This window comes from Promicromonospora sp. NPDC023987 (genome assembly GCF_040639055.1).
Lineage (GTDB): Bacteria > Actinomycetota > Actinomycetes > Actinomycetales > Cellulomonadaceae > Promicromonospora.
Genome location: NZ_JBEZZF010000059.1, coordinates 1 through 20,424, shown reverse-complemented (window position 1 = coordinate 20,424; position 20,424 = coordinate 1). Strand labels below are relative to the sequence as shown.

Here is a 20,424-nt window from a genome sequence, read left to right as displayed (position 1 = left end):
GGGGCGCATGACGGACCGCACCCTCCCGCTGCCCGCCCCCGGGAACGCGATGGGCGGTCCTGCCGCGGCGCGAGCGCCGAGGCCCCAGCCCCGTCTGCGCCCCCGTATCGCCGCAGGTGTCGTCGCGATGCTGGCGCTGTGGGGCGTCTGGGTCACCTGGGACACGTTCGTCCGGTCGACCCGCGGCCAGCACGCCGACCAGCTCGCGCTCGAGGGCGCCGCACGCGGGCAGGGCGTGCTCTGGGAGCTCGCCGAGCCGGTGCTCGGTGTGGTGTCCAACTCATTCGTCGGCCTGGGGCTGGCCACCGCCGTCGTGCTCGCGCTGGCCCGCGGCCGCTGGTGGCTCGCGGCACAGGTCGCGATCCTCGTGGCCGGCTCGAACCTCACCACGCAGGTGCTCAAGCACGTGGTCCTCGACCGGCCCGCGCTGCTGGACGTCGCACGCGCCGACATCAACACCCTGCCGAGCGGTCACACGACGGTGGCGGCCTCGGTCGCGGCGGGCCTGCTCATCGCGGTGCCGCGGCGCTGGCGACCGGTGGTCGCGGTGGCGGGCGGCGCCTACACGGCGGCCACCGGCGCTTCGACCCTGATCGGGCAGTGGCACCGGCCGGCCGACGTCGTCGCCGCCGTCCTCGTGGTGCTCGCCTGGGGTGCCGGCGTCTGCGCGCTGAGCTCGCCCTCGTCCCTCGACCAGTCACGGGACGGCGTCGAGCCCGGCTCGTCCGGCGCGGTGGGACTGCTGCTCCTCGGGACGGCCGCCACGGGTGCCCTGGCCCTCGGCGCGCTCGGCAGCGTGCGCGGCTACAGCTGGGGCCTGCCGTGGGGCGGCGACCTCACCGCGTACATGGGCGGGATGCTCGGGGTGGTCGCGGTGAGCCTCGGCTCGTTCGCGCTGCTGCTCCTCGTGCGCCAGTCCACGGCGCGCCCCTGACGCGGTACCCCTCGCACGGGTCAGACGCTCAGGTCACCTTCAGTGGCCTGAGCGTCTGACCCGTCAGGGGCAGATCACGGGGTCGTGTAGCCGCCCGTGTAGGAGCCCGAGCCGGAGTACGCGTCCACGACCCAGCGGTAGGTGCCGGTCGTGCCCGTGTAGCGCACGCTCTCGTCGGCAGCCGCGGTGATGCCCTGGGCCACCGTGGTCCAGGAACCGCCGCTCGCCTTCTGGAGGTAGAGGTCGAAGTCGGTCCCGTTGGGCCCGTCGAGGCAGCCCGTGATGGTGCCCGACAGGACAGTGAACCCGGAGAGGCCCGGCTCGGCGGCCTGGCCACCGGAGCCCAGCGAGCCGCTGAACGCCGTCCGCTCGTCCGCGCAGGCCGTGGGCGGCGGCGTGGTGCCGCCACCGTCGGTGACCAGCGAGACGTTCGCGGCGCTGAGCGCCTCGTTCACCGGCTGGAAGTAGGTGGTGCCGCCGGAGGAGCAGTTACCGCTGCCACCGGAGGTCAGGCCCTGGGCCTGCGTGCCGGCGAGGAGCGAGCCGCCCGAGTCGCCGCGCTCGGCGCACACGTTGGTACGGATCAGGCCGCGGACGCTGCCCTCCGCGTAGTTCACCGTGGCGTTGAACGCCTGGATGGTGCCGCAGTGCCAGCCGGTCGTGGAACCGGAGCGGCAGACGGTGGCGCCGACGGCGGCCTGGGACGAGCCCGCGACGTCGACCGTGCCGCCGTTGTAGTTGTTCACCGCGCCGACCGGGTTGTCGTCCGAGCCGACGCTCACGTACGCGTAGTCGTTGCCCGGGAACGAGGACACCTGGAAGGTGCCGCTCGGCTGGCTCGTGCTGGCGCCACGCGAACCACAGTGTCCGGCAGTGACGAAGCCTCCGGTGGCCGAGAAGCCGACCGAGCAGCGCGAGGTGCCCCCGATGTAGTAGGCGTTGCCGCCGATCACGTTGATCAGAGTGCGGGGCAGCTCGGCCACCTCGACGACGGAGACCGTGCCCGCGGAGAGCCCGGCCTGCTTGACGGCGGCCGTGACAGCGGCCTTCGCGCCCTTGGCCACCTCCATGACCACCGAGTTGGACTCGACGTCCACGTAGGTGGCCGCGACCTTCGCCTCGGGAGCTGCCCGGTAGGCCTTGGTGGCCAGCCGGTCGAGCTGGCTCAGGGACTTGTCGACGGTGACGGCGTTGGCACCGGCGGCACGGACCTCGGCGGCCGCTGACCTGTCGGTCACCGCGACGAACAGCTCGGAGCCGTCCACCCAGGCGCCCGCGTAGCCCTTGTCCAGGGTCTTGGCGATCGTGAGCTGCTTCTCCGACAGTGCTTCGTCGGTCTTGAGGCGGTCCACTGCCTCGGAGGTGGTCAGGCCCAGGTCGCGCTCCAGTGCTGCGACCATGCCCGGCGCGTAGCCGGCCACCTCGGGCCTGTCGGAACCGGCGGCAGTGCCTGCGGTAGCGGCGGTGATGCTGGCGGCGAAGAGCGTCGCAGCGGCTGTGGCCACAGTGATCGCCCTGAAGGATGTGCGTCTCATGTCCAGCGACTCCTTGTCGTCGGGGCAATGAATTCACCCAGTGCGGCAAAGCGTAGGGTCGCTTCCAGGTAACTCCCAGATACCGATTAGGACATATCGCATCAATATGCGGGCATACCGAGGGTGGGTAGGGGACGCCCCTACCCACCCTCGGCCGTTGCCCGCCGATGCGGCCGTCCGATCGGCGCAGGTGCCGGCCGGACGGACCGGTCAGTTCGTCAGGAGGGATACCCCGGCGGCGCTCAGCGCCTCACCGACCGGCTGGAAGAAGGTCTGACCGCCGGACGAGCAGTTGCCCGAACCACCGGAGGTCATGCCCTGGGCCTGCGAGCCGGCGAGCAGCGAGCCGCCCGAGTCGCCCGGCTCGGCGCAGACATCGGTCTGGATGAGGCCGGAGACGCTGCCCTCGGCGTAGTTCACCGTGGCGTTGAGCGCCTCGATGGTGCCGCAGTGCCAGCCGGTCGTCGAGCCCGAGCGGCAGACCGAGGCGCCGACGGCGGCCGGCGAGGAGCCCTCGACCGCGACGGTGCCGCCGTTCCAGTCGTCCACCACGCCGACCGGCGTGTCCGAGTCGACCGAGACGTAGCCGTAGTCGCTGCCCGGGAACTCCGAGACCTCGAAGGTTCCGGACGGCTCGCTGGTAGTGGAGCCCACCGAACCGCAGTGGCCGGCCGTGACGAACCCGCCGGTGGCGGCGAAGCCGACCGAGCAGCGCGAGCTGCCGTTGATGAAGTAGGCCTCGCCACCGATCACGTCGGCGAAGGTGCGGGGACGCTCGGTGGCCTCGTCCAGCGAGACCGCGGAGGCCGGCACCCCGGCCTCGGCCACGGCCACCTTGACCTCGGCCGCTGCACCGTCGACGACGGAGACGACGATCTCGTTGGTCTCCACGTCCACGTGGTAGGAGGCCACGTCGTCGGATCCGGACAGCGCACCGTTCAGGTCGGCGGTCCAGGCGTCCAGGGCCTTGAGCGAGTTGTCGACGGTGACGGGGGTCGCCCCGGCCGCACGGACCTCAGCGGCCTCCGCGGCGTCGGTCACGGCGACGTGCAGTGCGTCCGTGCCCTCGACCCAGGCGCCGGCGTAGGCGGCGCCGAGCGACTTCTCCAGACCGCGCTGCGTATCGGCCAGGGTCTCCTGGGCCTCGATCTGGGCCACGGCCTCGGTCGCGCTCAGGTTCAGGTCGCGCTCCATCGCGGCGACCAGTCCGGGCGCGTAGCCCGCTGCAGCGTTCTCGACGTCGGACTGTCCAACAGCTGCGACGGCGTTGATGGTGCCGGCAAAGAGGCCCACGGTGGCTGTTGCCACGGCGACGCCCCGGAGGGAAGTGCGTCTCATCTCCAGCGACTCCTTGTGTCGTAAAGCGGGTGAAGTTCCACCCGCGGGCGACTTTTCACCCGCGCCGCCACAGTAGGAGAAGTTGGACGTCCCGCCCAGATCACACTCAGGTCATACATATTTCCTATGGAGGGCAAACCACAACGGAGGTCCCCTGCGCTGCACCTTCGGCTCAGCCGAGCATGCCGTACATCGCCAGCCACTGCTCGTACTGCGGGCTGCGCCGGACGGCGTCGCGGTGGGCGCGATGGGCGGCGCCCTCGACGGCCTCCAGGTCCACCCGCAGGTCGGCGTCGTGCCGCCAGCCCAGGTAGTGGGTACGCCGCAAGGGTGCTCCCGCGAGGGGGACCGTCACCACCCCCGGCGGGTCCAGCTGCCCCGGCTCCACGAGGGCGACGGCACGCCCGGCGCGCACCTGGTCGACGGCGGTGGTCCACTCGGCCTCGCCCATGCCGCGGGGCGTGAACCCCGCGCGCACGCAGGCCGACACGAAGCACTCCTCGAGGCAGCCGTACGACGGGACGCAGAGCCACTGCTCCTCGGCGAGCTCGGCGAGCGACACCTCAGGCTTGCCCGCGTAGGGGTGGTGCTCGTCGATGAGGACGAACATCGGGTCGGCGCAGACCCGGGTCCACGCGACCTCCACGGCGGCCGGCGGGGAGGCCTCGGAGCACATCCCGACCAGGCCGACGTCGATGGTGCCCCGGGCGAGCCGGGACGCGACGTCGTCCGCCAGGTGGGGCATCGTCGTGGTGACCTGCACGCCGGGGATGGCGACGTGCAGCTGGTTGACGAACAAGCCGCCCAGCGCGGTCCCGGTGATACCGACCCGGACCGTCTCGCCGAGGGAGACGTCGCCGTTCACCAACCGCTGGGCGTCGTCGGCCAGGGCCGCCATGGCCGGCAGCAGCACGCGGGCGTGCCGGAGGATGAGGTCACCGAGCTCGGTCGGGCGCGCACCGAAGCGGTCGCGGACGAACACGTTGCCGCCCAGCGACCGGTCGATGCGGTTGAGCTGCGCGGTCAGGGCGGGCTGCGCGATGCCGAGGGCGGCCGCCGCCTTCGTGACGCTGCCCGACTCGGCAACGGCGACAACCATCCTCAGGTGCCGCATGTCGAGTTCCACACGGTGGAAAATATCTGTCATAGCCGCAGATGTCTCTGTTCTGAACAAGATTTATCGGTTCGCGCGAACAACCGTTACGCCCACGAAACGGACAGGCGCCGCCGAGCGGGCTGCAGAGCCGGGATCACTCCGCCAGAAAACCGTCCCGGACCAGACCGCGGACCGCCGGGAGCAGCTCGGCCGCCAGGTCGGCCGCCGCGACGTCGAACAGCGCGGCGAGCGCCCCGACGATCTGCCCCACCGTCAGCTCCCCGTCGCACGCGCCGACCAGGGCCGCGAGCGGGCTCGACGCCTGCACACCGCGCCCCAGCCCGTCCCCCTGCCGCAGGATCACCACGTTCGGGTCGGCCGCGCCCGGCGTCAGGTAGCGCTCCTCCGTGATGTCCGCGGCCGTGACGAGGTGCGCAGCGGCGAGTGCGGCGTCGTCCCGCGCCGCGAGCCAGTCGTGCCCGGCGAGGCTGCGGGCGATGTGCGCGCCGAGCGGCTGCCGGACGGAACCCGTGTGCTCCTCGAGGCGCCGCAGCGTGGCCTGCCCTGCTGCCGGGCGCCGGAGGGTCACCAGACCGAAGCCGACCGCCTCGACGTCCCGGGACCCGAAGTCGTCGAGCCACGCGCCGTAGGCGGCGGCCCAGGCGCCCGGCTCGCGGTCGGGGGTGGTGCCGCCGTCCCGGATCCACGTCTCCGCGTACTCCGCTGGGTCGAGGACCTCACGCTGGATGATCCAGCCGTCCAGGCCGGCCTCGTCGAGCCACGCGCCGACCCGCTCGGTCCACGGCTCACCCTTGCGGTGCTCCCAGTTGCCGAGGAGCTGGGCAGTCCCACCGGGCGTCAGCACGTCGCCGACGCCGAGGATCAGGTCCCGCACCAGGTCGTCGCCCGCGCGCCCGCCGTCGCGGTACTCGTAGTCGCCGAGCGCGGCGGCGACCGCCCGCCCCGCCGCCCCGGCGTGCGGAGTGATGACGAACGGCGGGTTGGAGACCACGAGGTCGAACAGCTCTCCCACGACCGGCTCCAGCATGGAGCCGTACCGCAGCTCCAGCGCCGTCCCCGCGTCGGTGTTGAGCGCGACGTTGAACTCGGCGAAGGACAGCGCCCGCCGCGAGATGTCCGTCGCCACCACGTGCTGCGCGTGCCGCGCCGCGTGCAGGGCCTGGATCCCGCAGCCGGTGCCCAGGTCGAGCACCCGGCCGGCCGGGTTGCGCACGGTGACCTGCGCCAGCGTGAGGGAGGCACCGCCCGCGCCGAGCACGTGGTCGGTGGCCAGACGCCCGCCGGTGACGAGCTCGCCCAGGTCGGAGGCGAGCCACCAGCTCGCGTCGCCGACCGCGTCGACGGAGGTGTAGGGGCGCAGGTCCACGGCGGCACGCACCTCGTCGTCGGCTCCCGTGCCCTGGGTTGCGACCAGGCCGAGCCGCTCGGCACCAGCCGTCCCCGTACCGGGCAGAGCCCGGTCCAGTGCCGCGCGCGGCACCGTCGCGCCCAGGAGGAACAGGTCCACGAGGGTCGCCACCGGATCGCGGTCCGACGGCGGCGTGCCACCCACCGCCGCGGCGACCGCCCGGCGGGCCGGCAGCGACTGCTCCCGGTGCAGTGCGGCCGCGGCGAGCGGGCCCAGGAGGTCCTCGACGCCGTCGACGTCGTAGGCGGCGGCGACCAGGTCGGCACGGAGCGAGGCGACGAGGGCGGGTTCGGTCACGAGAGGCTGCACGGGCCCCATCCTGCACGCAGACCCCGCGCCGTCACCACGCGAGCGGGGCGCTCAGCCGCGGCAGTTGGACGCCACGTACTCCTGCACGCGCTGGGAGGCCTCGACCATCGCCTTGGTGTCGAGCTCCTTCTGTGCGCCGCCGACGGCGGAGCTCACCGCCGGGCCGTCGTCCGCCTTCACCTTCTCGATGTTGTTGGCCACCGTCGAGTAGTAGGTGAAGGCGACCGCCCAGTCCTTCGCGATGGCTTCGGGCGGCGTCACGCCCTCCAGCGCGTTGCGGGCGTTGATGAACCCCCTGCGCAGCGTCTCGGGCTGGTCCTCGACCATCGCCGACTGCGCGTTGGCGGCCTGCGTCCACGCCATCTGGGTCTGCGCGCACGACGCGGCGTCCGCGCTGGAGAGGACGTCCTCGCCCTGGAAGAAGGTAGTTCCCCAGCCGGTGCCAAGGCCCAGCGCCGCAGCGGTCACGCCGGCCAGCACCAGTACCAGCGGCCGGTCGAGGACCTTGGGCAGGCCCCTGCGGAGCGTCTTCCTGATCCGCTTCTGCTGCGCGGTGCTGGGACCGGAGATGCGGCCCTTCCCCCGCTTCCTGCCGGGCTTCCTGGACTCGGACGTGCTCGGCGGGGCGGACCGGTCCGGCAGGTCCGCAGGATCGGCCAGGTCCGGCAGGCCGGGCACGGCGGGTGGCCCGTCGTCCGGCACGGGCTCGCCCAGCGCCGGCATCGGCATCGGCAGCTGGGCGGGCGGGGCGTCGCCGGCGTCGGCCACCGGACCCGCGTTGAGCGGAAAGCCGCCCGCCGGGGTCGGCGCGGGCTCGCTCTTCGGCACGCCCTTCGTACCGGCCTTGGCGCCCTTGCCCTTCGACCTCGACCTGCTGCCCTTGCCGCCCGCGTTCTTGCCACGGCCACGGGTCACGGGCGGCTCTGCGGCCGCCACGGAGCCCCACGGGTTGGCGTCACCTTCGCTCTCGCCGTCCGGCACGGCGGGCGCCGGCACGGGCCCCCAGGGGGAACCACCCGGTTCGTCGCCCGGGGCCGGACCCGCGGGTGCGGCGGCCGCGCCGCTGCCCCAGGGGCTGGGCGCCGGCTCGTTCTCCGTGAGGCCCTCGGCCCACTCGAGGGCGCTGGCACCGGGCGCGGCTTCCCCTGCCGCGAGGCTCTCCGCCCAGGTGAGCGCATTGGTTGCGGGGGGGCCACCGGCGCGGGACGCAGCACGACCGCCCCGCGAGCCCTTGCGCCGTGTCGCACTCATAGCCGCGCACTTTACCCGCAAGTACCGCCGGGGCAGGAGGGGCAGTCGTGTGATACGTGGCAGACAGGGGGTGAAGTTGCTACCCGTTCAGGTAGGTGATGCTCGCCCAGAACACCACCACGACAACCACGACGATTCCGATCGCGAGCGAAACCAGACCCCAGTTGCGCGCGCGGCGTGACGCTTTCCGGGCCTTGTCGTGCTCCTGCGTCTTCCACAGGTAATTGACGCGCAGCGCGCTCACGAGGGCGACTATTCCGGTGGGCCAGAAGCAGAAGATGGTCACCAGAACGGCGAACAGGAGATACGACCGCGGCGGATACTGCAGCTGCGCCGGGTAGGTGTGGACGTTGACGCTCACGGGCGCGCGCGAGCCACCCGGCACGGCCGGCGGCACGGCGGAGCTGCTCATGGACCTCTCCCTCACCTACGTAAAGGGAGAACTTAGTCCAATTTCGGCGATTTGTTGAACGTGCAGGTCAGCCCGGTATCTTGCGGAGCACCTCGCGGTAGAAATGCACGCCGCGGCCCAGGGAATCGACGCTCAGCCGTTCGCCCACCCCGTGAATCGACTGCCGCTGCGCGCGCGACAATGCAAACGGGCTGAACCGGTAGACGTGATCGCTGATGGGGGTGAAGGTGCGCGCGTCGGTAGCCGCGAGGTGCACGTACGGAACCACCGTCGCGTCCGGGTATGACGCGCCGATCGCCTCACTGAGCAGCGCGAACTGCTGGCTGTCCGCCGGCGATACCTCGCTGGGCTCGCTCCGCTCCACCACCTCGATCCGTACCTGCTTGTCCCGGATGACGCGGCGCAGCCGCGCCACGGTCCGGTCCACCGTCTCCCCGAGCGCCACCCGGACGTCCAGGCGAGCGCGGGCCGACGACGCCGCGACGTTCGCCCCCGCGCTGCCCTCGAGCTCGGTGACCGCCACAGTGGTGCGGACCAGCGCCGAGGCCTCCGGACCGCCCTTTGCCACCAGCCACGCGGCGACCTTGCGCAACGGGCCGGAGGCGAGCCGGGTCGCCACCCTGAGTCCCAGTCCCTTGGCGCCGGCCGCGCTCGGGGCGACCCGCTGCAGCATGTCGACCGTCGGAGCGTTGACCCGCACCGCGTACCGACGTCGGCTCACGCGCGTCAACGCGCGGGCGAGCCGTACGGTGGCCGGCTGCCTGCCGGGCGTCGCGGCATGGCCGCCGACGTCCGAGGTGTGCAGGTCGACCCCGATCAGGCCCTTCTCGGCCACGCCGACCATGGCGGTCTGGCGGTCCACGCCGGGAAAGGCGTCGGTCACGACGCCGCCGCTGTCGGAGATCACGAGCCAGGGCCGCACGCCCAGCTCGTACAGCCGCCGGACGGCGGTCGTGGCGGACTGGCCTCTCGCCTCCTCGTCCGCGCCGAAGAACAGCCAGACGTCGCGCTCCGGCACGAAGCCGTCGCCCAGCAGCGTCTCCACGGCGTCGAGCACCGCGACGAGCCCGCCCTTGTCGTCGAGCGTGCCGCGACCGTGCACCGCCCCGTCCCGGATCTCGCCCGAGAACGGGTTGGCGGGCCAGTCGGCCACCTGGACCGGCGCCACGTCCTGGTGCGCCACGAGGACCACCGGGAAGGGGTGCAGCACGTCCTGCCGCCCCCGGCCGGGCCACCGGTAGAGCAGCCCGTGATCGCCCGCCGGCTCGCTCTGCAGGGCGTGCACCCGGGGGTAGAACGTCGCCAGCGCGACCCGGTGCCTGCCGAACGCCTCGTGGTCGAGGTGCTGCGGGTCCCACGACGACACCGTGGGGATCTGCACGAGCGAGGAGAGGTGCCCGGCAGCGATGTGCCCGGCAGCGGCGTGCCGCTCGCCGTACGGCTCCGACGGGGCGAAGGCCGACGAACCCGGCCGGGCGCTGAGCACGGCGTCCGGCGCGGCAGGCTGCTCGGCCATCTGGCCGCCCGCGTCGCCCCGGGCTTCCGCCTCCGGGCCGGCGGACGTCGCGCGCCCCGCCGACGGCTGGGTCGCACGCGCGGACCCGGCCGCCGTGTCCGGACGCGTCGCCGACAACGGGGCTGGGGGCGCCCCGGACGCGTCGTCCCGGGCGCTCGGCCCGGAGGTCGGCACAGGTACTGGCTCGGCGGCACGCGGCGCAGCCGGCTGGGCCGGCGCCTTCGCGATCATCTCGGCCGTGACCTGAGGGATGGCCTCGGTCGGGTCGATGTCGGCACTCACGGGACCTTCTCCTGCTCCGGGTCTCCCACGAGGGGGGCTCCTGCGTCGGGGCTCACGTCGGCGCCCGCGGACCGCGGAGCGTTCGGGAGCACAACACCGCAGACGATAGCGCTCGCACCGGGTTTTCCACAGACCCCGGGTGATGCTGGACGACGCAGCCGCGCAACCTCGGCGGAGGTCACGACGCCGCCCAGTGGATGGCCGTCGCCGCCTGGCTCAGGCCGCCCCGAGGATGGGTACGGAAGAAGACCGAGGTGCCGAACACGAACGCCCGCGCCTGTCCCATTTTGCCGGATACGGCGGCAGCCTGCCCGACGGCGGCGCGCTGCCCTGGCCCGGCCGACGAGCCCTTCCCGCCCGGACCGTCCGAGCGGGGCCAGTGGCCGGCCAGGAAGCTGCCGTAGGTCAGCTCGGTGGCCGTGCCCGCACCCAGGTCCGCGAACCAGACCGCCGGGTAGACGAAGCCGTGGTCCTGCGCGTGGTCGTCCAGCACGTCGCCCGGGGTGCGGGTGGCGACGATGCCGTTGCCTGCCGGTTCGCCCGCCACCGTAGTGCCGCTGACCAGCCCGTACGCCGCCGCTGCCGCGAACGCGCCAGCGCCGCTCCCGACGATGGCGCCGCCGTCGCGCAGCCAGGACCGGACGTGGTCGTGGCCCGCCGAGCCCGGCGGCAGGTCCAGGGAGGACCCGACCCACAGCACGTCGGCGTCGTCCAGCCCGGTAGTACCACCGGTGGCGGCGGCTTCTTCGATCCCCGCAGCGGAGACCGGCACCAGGTCGTCGAACCCGAGCTCCAGGAGCGACAGCCGGTCGTCCTGGTTGCCTGCGTACGCGACGGTCAGGTCCTCGGACCGCTCTGCCGCGACGTACTCGGCGCGCGAGGCGGTCACGAAGCGGAGGCGGTACCTGTCGGCCGCCTCGCGGGCCGCCCGCAGTCCCCGCGGCCCGACGACGGCGCGCCCGTCCGCCGCCAGCCGTACCGCGACGCGCTGTCCCAGGAGGTCGTTCAGAGCCCGGTGGTCCCGGACACCCGCCACGTCGAAGGCGACGTACCGGGCTCCGGGTGGGACGCTCCCGCGGGGACCGGCCCCACGCACCGGGGACGTCTCGCCGATCGGGCCGTCCGTGGTGGTGCCGACCCGGTCCACCGTCGCACCCCAGAGGGAGGCGAGCGACCATGCCGAGATGTCGTACATGGCGGGGACCTTGCCCGAGATGTCCGAGCCGAGGGCGAGCAGCGAGCTCGCCAGCCCGCGCAAGGGCTGATGCAGGTCGACCACGTAGGACCCTGCCGGGTAGGTGGTGCCGCCGACTCGCGCGGGGGCAGCCAGCCGCTCCACCTCGATGCCGTGGAACAGCAGCGCGTCCACCAGGTCCTCGGCATCGCTCGCCGACCGTTGACCCGGCCCGACCGGGAGCACGTACGCGCGGGGCAGGCGCACCGCTTCCTGGTCGTCGGCGGCGTCCCAGAGCCGCTTCCACTCGTCGGGTCCGGGCACCTGGTCGACGTTCTCCTCGGTCAGTGCCACCTTGGGCGCGCCCTCGACACCGCGGCGGAACAGCTCGATCTGGTCGGCGAGCATCGCGTTCGAGTTGGTGTGGACGTAGTCGATCATCGACGTCATCGTCGTGACGGCGACCTCGGTGTTGACCTCGGCGTCCGCCCGCGTCGTGGTGCGGCCGGTCGGGCCGAGCGGGAGCTCGACCGTGCTGGTCACCGCACCGTGGAGCGACGCGTACTGGGCGGTGAAGACGGGCGGGTAGTCGTCCCAGCCCGACGGCGTGTCCCGGTACGGGATCTTGATGAACCCCGTGTCCTCACGGACCGCGCCGCCACTGCCCGGGTCGTAGTAGGTGTTGCCGTCGATCCTGGCCGCTACGACGTCGTCCTCCACCTGCCGCGCGATCGCGTAGGCGTGCGGGAGGAAGAGGTCGTACTCGTAGTTCTCGCCGTGGGGCGGGCCGGCCGGCTCGACCTGCAGCACGTCCGTGTAACCGTGGAAGTCCGCCGTGAACAGCGGCTGCACGGCCTGCGTCGTGCGCACGTACGAGCGCGCCTCCGGCGTGGCGAGCGTGATCATGTCGCGGTTCGCGTCCAGGCCGAGGGACGTCGAGCGGGTCGCGTGCGTCCGGCCGTCGGGGTTGAGCGTGAGGCTGAACATGATCCGGTGCTGCTCCAGCAGGTGCCGCGTGCCGTCGTCGTTCGCCCTCGCCAGCCGCCCGATGACCCGCAACGCGGCGTCGGTGCCCTCCCACTCGTCGCCGTGGATGTTCGCGCTGACCCAGATCGGCGCCTTGTACCCCGCCCGCAGGTCGCTGTCGCGCGCGGCGCGGCCCGGGCGTTCCCTGATCTCCTCGCGCCACGCGGCCTGCCGGGCCGTCTCCGAGCGCCGCTCGGGTGCGGTCACGGTGACCAGGTAGAGATCGCGCCCCTCCGTCGACCGCCCGACCACCTGTGTCGATACCCGGTCGCTCCGCTCCATGAGCTGCGTCAGGCGCGGCGCGAGGTCCGCGTGGCTGACGGTCCCGTTCCGCTCGGTGGCGTCCGCGTAGTTCGGCGGGAAGACCCGGAGCTCCGGCTGGTGCGGGTATGAGGACGGCATGCGCAGGTCGGTGCCACCACCCGGCGGTAAGGGTCCTGGCGGGTCGGCGAGGTGGTCCGGTTCGCCGGTCGCCGGATCGGCCAGCACGTCGGCCTCGAGGCCCCGGCCTAGGTCGGCGACCGCCGCGCCGGCGACGGCGTACCCGTCCACGGGCGCGCCGGAGGGCTGCGCGACGGCGGGCGCGGCCAGCGAACCCGCGGCGAGCGCTACGCCGGTCAGCGCCGCGCCGGTCAGGGCAGCGAGCGAACGAGTACGAACGAGCAAAGGTGCCTCCCCAACGGCAAGTCGGCCAATTCTGGCCTACGGCGCGGGCGAACGGGAACGGCGGATCGGAGGCCGCACGGCCGGGCTCCTACGATCGGCCCGCAGGACGCCCGCCGGCAATGCCGTTGACCGGGCCGGTTCCCGGCGGTGCACTGTGCGGATGACCAACGAGCGCTGGACCACAGCCACCGTCTACCCCGACATGTGGACGGACCCGGACCACGACCCGCGCGAGGCGCTGGCGAAGCCGGTCGGGGAGAAGGAGACGTACCGGAACTATCTCAAGCACTACCGGATCACGCTGGAGATGAAGTGCGCCGGGCTCGACGCCGAACAGCTCGCGCGGCGATCCGTGCCGCCGTCGACCATGTCGCTGCTCGGGCTGGTGCGACACCTCGCGCACGTCGAGCAGAGCTGGTTCCAGCGCGTGCTGCAGGGTCGGGCCGAAACGCCCAAGCTGTTCGGCAAGTCGGACGAGAACCCCGACGCGGACTTCGACGGCGCGGTGGCGGACCCCGCCGTCGTCGAGGAGGCCTGGGCGACCTGGCGGCGCGAGGTCACGGCCGCCGACCGGTGGCTGGCGGCGCTGCCCGAGGACGAGCTGGGTCGGACCGTGCGGCGCGGCGGCGAGGAGCTCCCGGTCCGCGACATCCTGGTGCACATGGTCGAGGAGTACGCCCGCCACGTGGGCCATGCCGACCTGCTGCGGGAGTGCATAGACGGCCGGGTGGGCCAGTAGCTCCGAAGTCGCGCGGCTCCCGGCTGGCCGGCCGGGGCCCGGCCGGCCGCCGCGGGTCCGCGACGAGAACGACCTCGGGTACCGATCCGAGCTGGATTCGGTACCCGAGGTCGTTCTCGAGGCGGACTTCTGCGGTACTAGAGCACGGCTTCCGCGCGGTCCTGCTCCGCCTGCTGCTCCGCGTCGACGCGGGAGGCCCGCATGCGGGACCAGATGACGGCGCCGAACGCCACGGCCGCCGCCACGAGCGCGATGCCGATCCGGAGCGTGTGGTTGGCGTCGGCCGGGACGCTCATCGCCACCACTGCCGGAGCGATGAGCAGCGCGACCAGGTTCATCACCTTGATCAGCGGGTTGATCGCCGGTCCGGCGGTGTCCTTGAACGGGTCACCCACGGTGTCGCCGATGACCGTCGCGGCGTGGGCGTCGGAACCCTTGCCGCCGTACTTGCCGTCCTCGACGATCTTCTTCGCGTTGTCCCAGGCTCCACCCGAGTTGGCCAGGAAGATCGCCATGAGCACGCCCGTCCCGATGGCTCCGGCGAGGAATCCGGCCAGCGGCCCGACGCCGAGCCCGAAGCCCACCGCGATGGGGGCGAAGGCCGCGAGGAGACCCGGCGTGATGAGCTCGCGCAGCGAGTCCCGGGTGCAGATGTCGACGACCTTGGCGTAGTCGGGGCGCTCGTCGTACGTCATGATGCCCGGGTGGTCGCGGAACTGGCGACGCACCTCGAACACGATGGCGCCGGCGGCCCGCGTCACGGCGTCGACGGCGAGCCCGGAGAACAGGAACACCGTCGCGCCACCGAGGATGACGCCCACGAGAGTGACCGGCGAGATGATCTCGTAGCTGAGCATCGAGGTCACCAGACCGGTGCCCACGTTGCTCACCTGCGCGAGCGCGTGGGAGACGGCGTCGGCGTACGAGCCGAACAGCGCGGTCGCCGCGAGCACCGCCGTGGCGATCGCGATGCCCTTGGTGATCGCCTTGGTGGTGTTGCCGACGGCGTCCAGGTCGGTGAGGATCTGTGCGCCCTCCTCGTCGACGTCACCGGACATCTCGGCGATGCCCTGGGCGTTGTCGCTGACTGGGCCGAACGTGTCCATTGCGACGATGACGCCGACCGTGGTGAGCAGACCGCAGCCCGCGAGGGCGACGAGGAACAGCGCGAGCGGGACGGACCCGCCGGCCAGCAGGAACACGCCGCAGATCGCGGCAGCGATGATGCCCGCCGTGTACACGGCGGACTCGAAGCCCACGCCGATACCGGACAGGACGACGGTCGCCGCACCCGTGCGGGAGGTCGCGGCGACGTGCAGGGTCGGCTTCTTGTCCGTGCCGGTGAAGTAGCCGGTCACCCAGAGGATCACGCCGGCGAGCACCACACCGATGAGGACGGCGAGCGCCGACACTATGCGTGGGTCGGCGGTCACGCCGGAGAGGTCCGCCGTACCGGGCACCTGGTCGAACGAGGACGGCAGGTACGCGAAGGCAGCGACCCCGGCCAGCACGGCGCCCACGATCGCGGAGACGTAGAACCCGCGGTTGATCGCGGCGAGGCCGCTCTCGCTCCCGCGGATCCGGGTGATGAACACGCCGAGCAGTGCGACGAACGCCCCGATCGCGGTGACGATGAGCGGGAACACGAGGCCCTCTTCGCCCATCGCGGCCTTGCCGAGGATCAGGGCGGCCACGAGGGTCACGGCGTAGGACTCGAAGAGGTCGGCGGCCATGCCGGCGCAGTCGCCGACGTTGTCGCCCACGTTGTCGGCGATGGTCGCCGCGTTACGGGGGTCGTCCTCGGGGATGCCCTGCTCGACCTTGCCGACCAGGTCGGCGCCGACGTCGGCGGCCTTGGTGAAGATGCCACCGCCCACCCGCATGAACATGGCGAGCAGCGCGGCGCCGAAGCCGAAGCCCTCGAGCACGGCCGGCGCGTCGACGTCGTACACGAGCACCACGAGCGCGGCGCCGAGCAGGCCGAGGCCCACCACGGACATGCCGACGACGCCGCCGGTGCGGAAGGCGATCCGGGCCCCCTCGGCCCGCCCGCCGGGACGGGCGGCGGCGGCGGCCACGCGGACGTTCGCCCGCACCGCCAGCCACATGCCCAGGTAGCCGATCGCCGCGGAGAACCCGGCGCCGAACACGAACGCGATGGAGCGCCCGATCCGGATGCCGCTGTCCCCAGGCAGCAGGAAGAGCAGTCCGAACACGACCACCGCGAACAGCACGAGGGTGCGGAACTGTCGCTTCAGATAGGCAGAGGCCCCCTCCTGCACGGCCTGGCCGATGTCCTGCATCTTGGCGGTTCCATCGGGTGCGGCGAGCACCTGGCGACGCAGCACGAACGCACACCCGAGTGCGGCAACCGCGATGACGGCGATCACCGCCACGGTGGTATAGCTGCCTGCGCCGAAAACAATGCCGTCTTCGAGCATTCGTCCTCCTCGACGAGCTCCGGGGAGTTCCCCCAGAAAATGTGTTGCCCTGCACGGGGTTGACCCGTGCAAGGCCTATGCGCCCCGCCGGCAACGTCGATGGCGGGAAGAGACCAGAGTCTACCCACATGTGACGGCAGTCACTATGTCAACACCGCGGGGTGCCGCGCCCGCTTCCTGCTGCGCTTACCGGGGTCCCGCGTCGGTGGTGAGCTCCCGGATCTCCTGGAGCAGCCGGGCGGCGTCGGTGAGGTCGGGCAGCACCACGTCGGCGCCCGCTTCGGCGAGCCGGTCCCCCGACGTCGTACCCGACGCCACGGCGATCACGCGCGCGCCGCCCTCGAGCCCCGTGCGCACGTCCTCGAGGGAGTCTCCGACGATGACGCTGTTGCCGGCGGAGAAGGTGCTGCCGTACCGGTCGCCCGCACGACGCTGGGCGAGAGCCACGAGAGCCGGCCGGTGCGCGTCGTCGGACGAGTAGCCGCCCAGCGCCGCGTGCACGTAGCGGTCCATGCCGAAGGCGCGGAGCTTGATCAGGGCGTTCGCCTCGAGGTTGCCCGTCACGACCGTCGGCACCAGGTCGGGCTCGGCGGCGACGGCCTTGAGCGCCTGCATGGCGCCGGGAAGCACGGCGCCGAGGCGCCGGACGTCCTCGGCGTGCGCGGCGAAGCGCAGCGGGACCGCCTCGAGCATCCGCGGCAGCAGCTCGTCCGCCTCGCGCGCGCCGACCCCGTTGTCCTCCAGCAACCCGCGGATCGCCAGCGGCATGGTCACGCCGGTTCCCCTCGCCGGGAGGCGTTCGGCGGGTCGGCCCACGACCTCGGCGAACGCCTCCCGGTATGCCGTCCGGTCCACCTCCCCGACGTAGACGAGTGTCCGATCGATGTCCCAGAGCACGAGGGCCCTGGCCGCACCGCGGGAGGTGACCGGTGTGGTCACGACGCGAGCGCCGCGATCCGCTCGGTCAGGACGCGGGCACCTACCCCGGACCGCCTCGACGACCCGCCGCGCCGGAGATCGGCCGAGAGGTCCCGCAGGTGCTCTCGCAGCCGTGCGGACTGCACGGTCTCCGCGATGCTCACCGCTTCGTCGCCCGTGGCGCATGCCGCGTCGAGGTCGCCCGCCCTGGCGTGCGCCTGCGCCGCCCGGCTCAGGAACAGCCCCTGGGTCCGGCGCTCACCCGCACGCTCCGCCTGGATCGCGTGCGCGAAGCTCTCCACCGCGCGCGCCGTGTTGCCGAGCGCGAGGTGCGCCGACCCGGACTGCCCGTGGATCTCACCCTCGTTCATCCAGTACAGCCAGTGCGGGTCGTCCTCGCCACGGCCACGGGCGCACAGGTCGGACGCCTCGCCGAGGGCCCGGCGCGCCGCCTCGCCCTCGCCCGCGGCGGCGTGGCCACGCGCCTGCCGGGTGAGGAGCGTCGCCGACAGGTGGGGTGCGTCGAGGCGAGCGATCCGACGGCGGCCCGCCTCCGCGGCGCGGACCGCGTCCCGGGGGTCGCCGCTGGAGTAGCCGTGGATCGCGAGGTACGACAGCGCGCCGGCGCCGAGCCGGTCGTCGGCCGCGGCGTGCGCGGCTCGCAGACCTGCCAGCATGTAGGCGCGCGCCGCGTCCGGACGGCCCGCGTCGAACGCGAACCAGCCTGCCTGCGTGGCGGTGTCGGCGGCGACCGCGGTGAGCCGGCGGCCCGTCACCTCGTCGTACGTGCTGCGCTCCAGGACGCGGACCACCAGGGCGAGGTGGGCACGGGCCAGGTCGGCCACCGCCCCGCTGCCCGAGCCCTTGTCCATGACCCGCAGCTCGTCCAGCGTGCCCTGGAGGTGCCCGCACAGCTCGTGCGAGACGCGGGTGCCCGCGGTGGCACGGCGCAGCGGCTCGGCCTGCTCGGCGTCCCAGCGCTGGATCATCGAGTTCAGCGCGATGCCCGACGCCGGGCGCGGGGTGTCGGTGCCCGCCGCGTCGACCATCGCCGTCGCCGACACGGGACCGTTGGCGTCCGTGGGCAGCCAGTCGGCCGTGTTGTCGGCGACGTGCGCCAGGCGGAGGGCGGTGAGCATGCGGTCCGCCGTCCACGGCAGCGTGGGATCGGGCGCCGTGGGCGTGACCGGCTCCGGCGTCGCCGGCTGGCTGGACGCGGCGGTGCGCGCGGGAGCGGCGTCGGGCAGGGGGCTGATGCCCGGGAGCGGGAGCCGGACGAGGTCCGGTGGCGTACCCAGGCCGGTGAGGAACTGGACCACGCGCGAGACGTCGGTGAGCCGGCGGTCGCCGCACTCGAGCATCGACAGGTAGGACTGGCTCAGCCCGGTCAGGGCCGCCACGTCCTCCTGGCGTAGGGGAACGAGCTGGCGCACCATGCGGCTGACCTGACCGAAGTCCCAGTCGGCAAGTGCCGATCGGACTGCTTCGTCCTGCCAGACCCGCGTCGGCACGCTGGGGAGGGACACTACTGGAACTGACTCTGTGCGCCGGCATGCGGCGCAACGCGCTTCGGAGTTGTAACGGCTGAGTACACAACCGCATCGGGCGCAAGTGCGAACGGTGGCACGAGGCAACGGGGGCTCCTGAGGTCCGGCATTTCTCTTTTGCCGAGTTCACGGCTCGGATGACCACAGTGGTATCACCCCCCTGGGGTCCATGCATCCGGACGGTACTAGGTATTTTCTTCCAGACCAATGGTCAACCTAGAGCGTACGTTTTCGCAGGTCAGCCCTGATCTTTTTTGGACAAACGTCCAACTAGCGCCCGAATTACGCCTATTTTAGACCAGGACAGAACCAACGAAACATGCATAAGCGCAGGTCACTCCGATTAGCGGTGTTCCACCCGGTTACGGGAGGATTCGACGGTTCAGCGGACGAGAACCGCCTCCATGGCACGCGCCAGGTACCACGGGTCGACGACGGCGGTGAGCTCGCGGGCCGAATGCATCGACAAAATTGGCACGCCGACGTCCACAGTGCGGATGCCCAGACGGGTCGCGGAGATCGGTCCGATCGTCGAGCCGCACGGCAGCGCGTTGTTGGAGACGAACTCCTGGGTGGGCACTCCCGCCGTCGCGCACGCCACGCTCCACGCTGCCGCGCCGTGCGCGTCCGTGGCGTAGCGCTGGTTCGCGTTGATCTTGAGGATCGGGCCGCCGCCGGCCACCGGGTGGTTGGCCGGGTCGTGCCGCTCGGCGTAGTTCGGGTGCACGGCGTGCCCGACGTCGGACGACACGTGCAGCGACGCGGCGAACGCGCGGGCCCGCTCCTCCGCCGTGGCGCCCAGCGCGGTCGAGATGCGAACCAGGACCTCCTCGAGGAACGGACCCGCCGCGCCCGAGCGGGACGCGCTGCCGATCTCCTCGTGGTCGAACGCTGCGAACATCTGGATCGAGGCAGCTCCGCTGGTCGAACCGGCCCCTGCCGACGCCCGCAGGAGCGCCGTCAGCGCCGCGTGGGTCGAGAGCAGGTTGTCCAGCCGCCCCGACGCGAACAGGGCCTGCCCGGCACCGAACGCGCGAGGCGGCTGCGTGTCGGCCAGCACCACGTCGTACCCGCCGATCGCCGCGGGGTCGACGCCCGCGTCCGCCGCGAGCGCCGCCAGGACGTCGGCGCTCTGCGCGTCCCCCAGCCCCCAGACCGGCTGCGTGTGCCGCTGCTTGTCCAGGGTGAGCCCGTTGTCGTTGACGCCGCGGTCCAGGTGGATGGCGAGCTGCGGGATGCGCAGCATCGGGCCGGTGCGCACGAGGTGCTCGGTGCCGTCGTGGGTGACGATCCGCCCGGCCAGCTCGAGCTCGCGGTCGAGCCAGGAGTTGAGCAGCGGGCCGCCGTACACCTCGACCCCGGCCTGCCACCAGCCGCCGGCCCCGTGCGTGGTCGGCTTGGGCTTGAGCTTGAAGGTCGGGGAGTCGGTGTGGGCGCCCACGATGGTGAACGCCGTGGTCGGGCCGGCAGCGGCGGGCACGGTGAAGGCGATGGCCGAGCCGTCGCGGACCACCACATAGCTCCCGCCCTGCGTCACGGTCCAGGCGGCGTCCTCCGCGAGGCGGGTGAAGCCCGCCGCCTCCGTGCGCCGGGCCACCTCCTCTGCCGCGTGGTAGGACGACGGCGACGCCGTCACGAACGCGCCGAGGTCCTCGGTGTGGGCGCGGGCTTCCTGGGGGACGGCGGGCGTGGGCTGGGCGGAAGGCGTCTGGGCAGTCACCGAGCCATTATGTCGCCAGCTGGTCCGCCCCTGGGAGCGCCGGTCGAGCTTGTCGAGAGCCGGGTCTCGACAAGCAGATAGGAAGAGCGGA

Annotated in this window: 14 protein-coding genes; 2 read left to right on the top strand and 12 right to left on the bottom strand. The window is 72.6% G+C overall.

The features are described from left to right. Positions 1-7: 7 nt before the first annotated feature. Positions 8-934: a phosphatase PAP2 family protein gene (locus tag AB0F40_RS21285; protein ID WP_357472206.1), complete on the top strand. Its 927-nt coding sequence runs from the start codon at positions 8-10 to the stop codon at positions 932-934. A 74-nt stretch (positions 935-1,008) separates the two neighbouring features. Here the strand turns inward: AB0F40_RS21285 and AB0F40_RS21280 are convergent, their stop codons facing one another. The 8 genes from AB0F40_RS21280 to AB0F40_RS21245 all read right to left on the bottom strand — a co-directional run bounded on the left by AB0F40_RS21280 (position 1,009) and on the right by AB0F40_RS21245 (position 12,968). Continuing rightward, the gene (locus AB0F40_RS21280) at positions 1,009-2,469 is read right to left on the bottom strand and encodes a S1 family peptidase (protein WP_357472203.1); all 1,461 of its coding nucleotides are present in this window, start codon (positions 2,467-2,469) and stop codon (positions 1,009-1,011) included. A gap of 210 nt (positions 2,470-2,679) precedes the next feature. Beyond that, a complete protein-coding gene (locus tag AB0F40_RS21275; protein ID WP_357472200.1) occupies positions 2,680-3,807 on the bottom strand; it encodes a S1 family peptidase in 1,128 nt (375 codons plus the stop codon). Positions 3,808-3,979: 172 nt separating this feature from the next. After that, positions 3,980-4,933, bottom strand: a complete 954-nt coding sequence (locus AB0F40_RS21270; protein ID WP_357472197.1) for a LysR family transcriptional regulator — start codon at positions 4,931-4,933, stop codon at positions 3,980-3,982. Positions 4,934-5,057: 124 nt separating this feature from the next. Beyond that, entirely contained in the window at positions 5,058-6,641 is a 1,584-nt protein-coding gene (locus AB0F40_RS21265; protein ID WP_357472194.1) for a methyltransferase, read from the bottom strand. A gap of 51 nt (positions 6,642-6,692) precedes the next feature. Then, positions 6,693-7,892 carry a hypothetical protein gene (locus AB0F40_RS21260; RefSeq protein ID WP_357472191.1) on the bottom strand — a complete coding sequence of 400 codons (1,200 nt, stop codon included), beginning with the start codon at positions 7,890-7,892 and terminating at the stop codon, positions 6,693-6,695. Between the two features lie 79 nt (positions 7,893-7,971). Then, positions 7,972-8,304, bottom strand: a complete 333-nt coding sequence (locus AB0F40_RS21255) for a CD225/dispanin family protein (protein ID WP_357472188.1) — start codon at positions 8,302-8,304, stop codon at positions 7,972-7,974. A 67-nt stretch (positions 8,305-8,371) separates the two neighbouring features. Continuing rightward, positions 8,372-10,102 (bottom strand): M20/M25/M40 family metallo-hydrolase, encoded by a 1,731-nt coding sequence (locus AB0F40_RS21250; protein ID WP_357472185.1) that lies wholly within the window; start codon positions 10,100-10,102, stop codon positions 8,372-8,374. 178 nt (positions 10,103-10,280) lie between these two features. Further along, positions 10,281-12,968, bottom strand: a complete 2,688-nt coding sequence (locus AB0F40_RS21245) for a M14 family zinc carboxypeptidase (RefSeq protein ID WP_357472182.1) — start codon at positions 12,966-12,968, stop codon at positions 10,281-10,283. Between the two features lie 160 nt (positions 12,969-13,128). On the opposite strand from AB0F40_RS21245, the gene AB0F40_RS21240 reads away from it, so the two are divergent. Beyond that, a complete protein-coding gene (locus AB0F40_RS21240) occupies positions 13,129-13,707 on the top strand; it encodes a DinB family protein (RefSeq protein WP_357472179.1) in 579 nt (192 codons plus the stop codon). A gap of 137 nt (positions 13,708-13,844) precedes the next feature. On the opposite strand, the gene AB0F40_RS21235 is transcribed toward AB0F40_RS21240, so the two are convergent. The 4 genes from AB0F40_RS21235 to AB0F40_RS21220 form a co-directional block, all read right to left on the bottom strand. Then, on the bottom strand, positions 13,845-16,148 hold the full coding sequence (locus AB0F40_RS21235) for a sodium-translocating pyrophosphatase (protein WP_357472177.1): 2,304 nt from the start codon (positions 16,146-16,148) through the stop codon (positions 13,845-13,847). Between the two features lie 186 nt (positions 16,149-16,334). Next, on the bottom strand, positions 16,335-17,087 hold the full coding sequence (locus AB0F40_RS21230; protein ID WP_357472175.1) for an HAD hydrolase-like protein: 753 nt from the start codon (positions 17,085-17,087) through the stop codon (positions 16,335-16,337). Beyond that, a complete protein-coding gene (locus AB0F40_RS21225; protein WP_357472171.1) occupies positions 17,084-18,592 on the bottom strand; it encodes a helix-turn-helix transcriptional regulator in 1,509 nt (502 codons plus the stop codon). The genes AB0F40_RS21230 and AB0F40_RS21225 overlap by 4 nt, the downstream gene beginning before the upstream one ends. Positions 18,593-18,995: 403 nt before the next feature. Then, positions 18,996-20,333 (bottom strand): M18 family aminopeptidase, encoded by a 1,338-nt coding sequence (locus tag AB0F40_RS21220; RefSeq protein WP_357472168.1) that lies wholly within the window; start codon positions 20,331-20,333, stop codon positions 18,996-18,998. Positions 20,334-20,424 lie beyond the last annotated feature (91 nt).

Bases quoted from the DNA above. Each gene is read 5' to 3' on its own strand.
- AB0F40_RS21275 (WP_357472200.1), bottom strand. From the start codon at position 3,807: ATGAGACGCACTTCCCTCCGGGGCGTCGCCGTGGCAACAGCCACCGTG.
- AB0F40_RS21240 (WP_357472179.1), top strand. From the start codon at position 13,129: ATGACCAACGAGCGCTGGACCACAGCCACCGTCTACCCCGACATGTGG.
- AB0F40_RS21280 (WP_357472203.1), bottom strand. From the start codon at position 2,469: ATGAGACGCACATCCTTCAGGGCGATCACTGTGGCCACAGCCGCTGCG.
- AB0F40_RS21285 (WP_357472206.1), top strand. From the start codon at position 8: ATGACGGACCGCACCCTCCCGCTGCCCGCCCCCGGGAACGCGATGGGC.
- AB0F40_RS21255 (WP_357472188.1), bottom strand. From the start codon at position 8,304: ATGAGCAGCTCCGCCGTGCCGCCGGCCGTGCCGGGTGGCTCGCGCGCG.
- AB0F40_RS21235 (WP_357472177.1), bottom strand. From the start codon at position 16,148: ATGCTCGAAGACGGCATTGTTTTCGGCGCAGGCAGCTATACCACCGTG.
- AB0F40_RS21260 (WP_357472191.1), bottom strand. From the start codon at position 7,892: ATGAGTGCGACACGGCGCAAGGGCTCGCGGGGCGGTCGTGCTGCGTCC.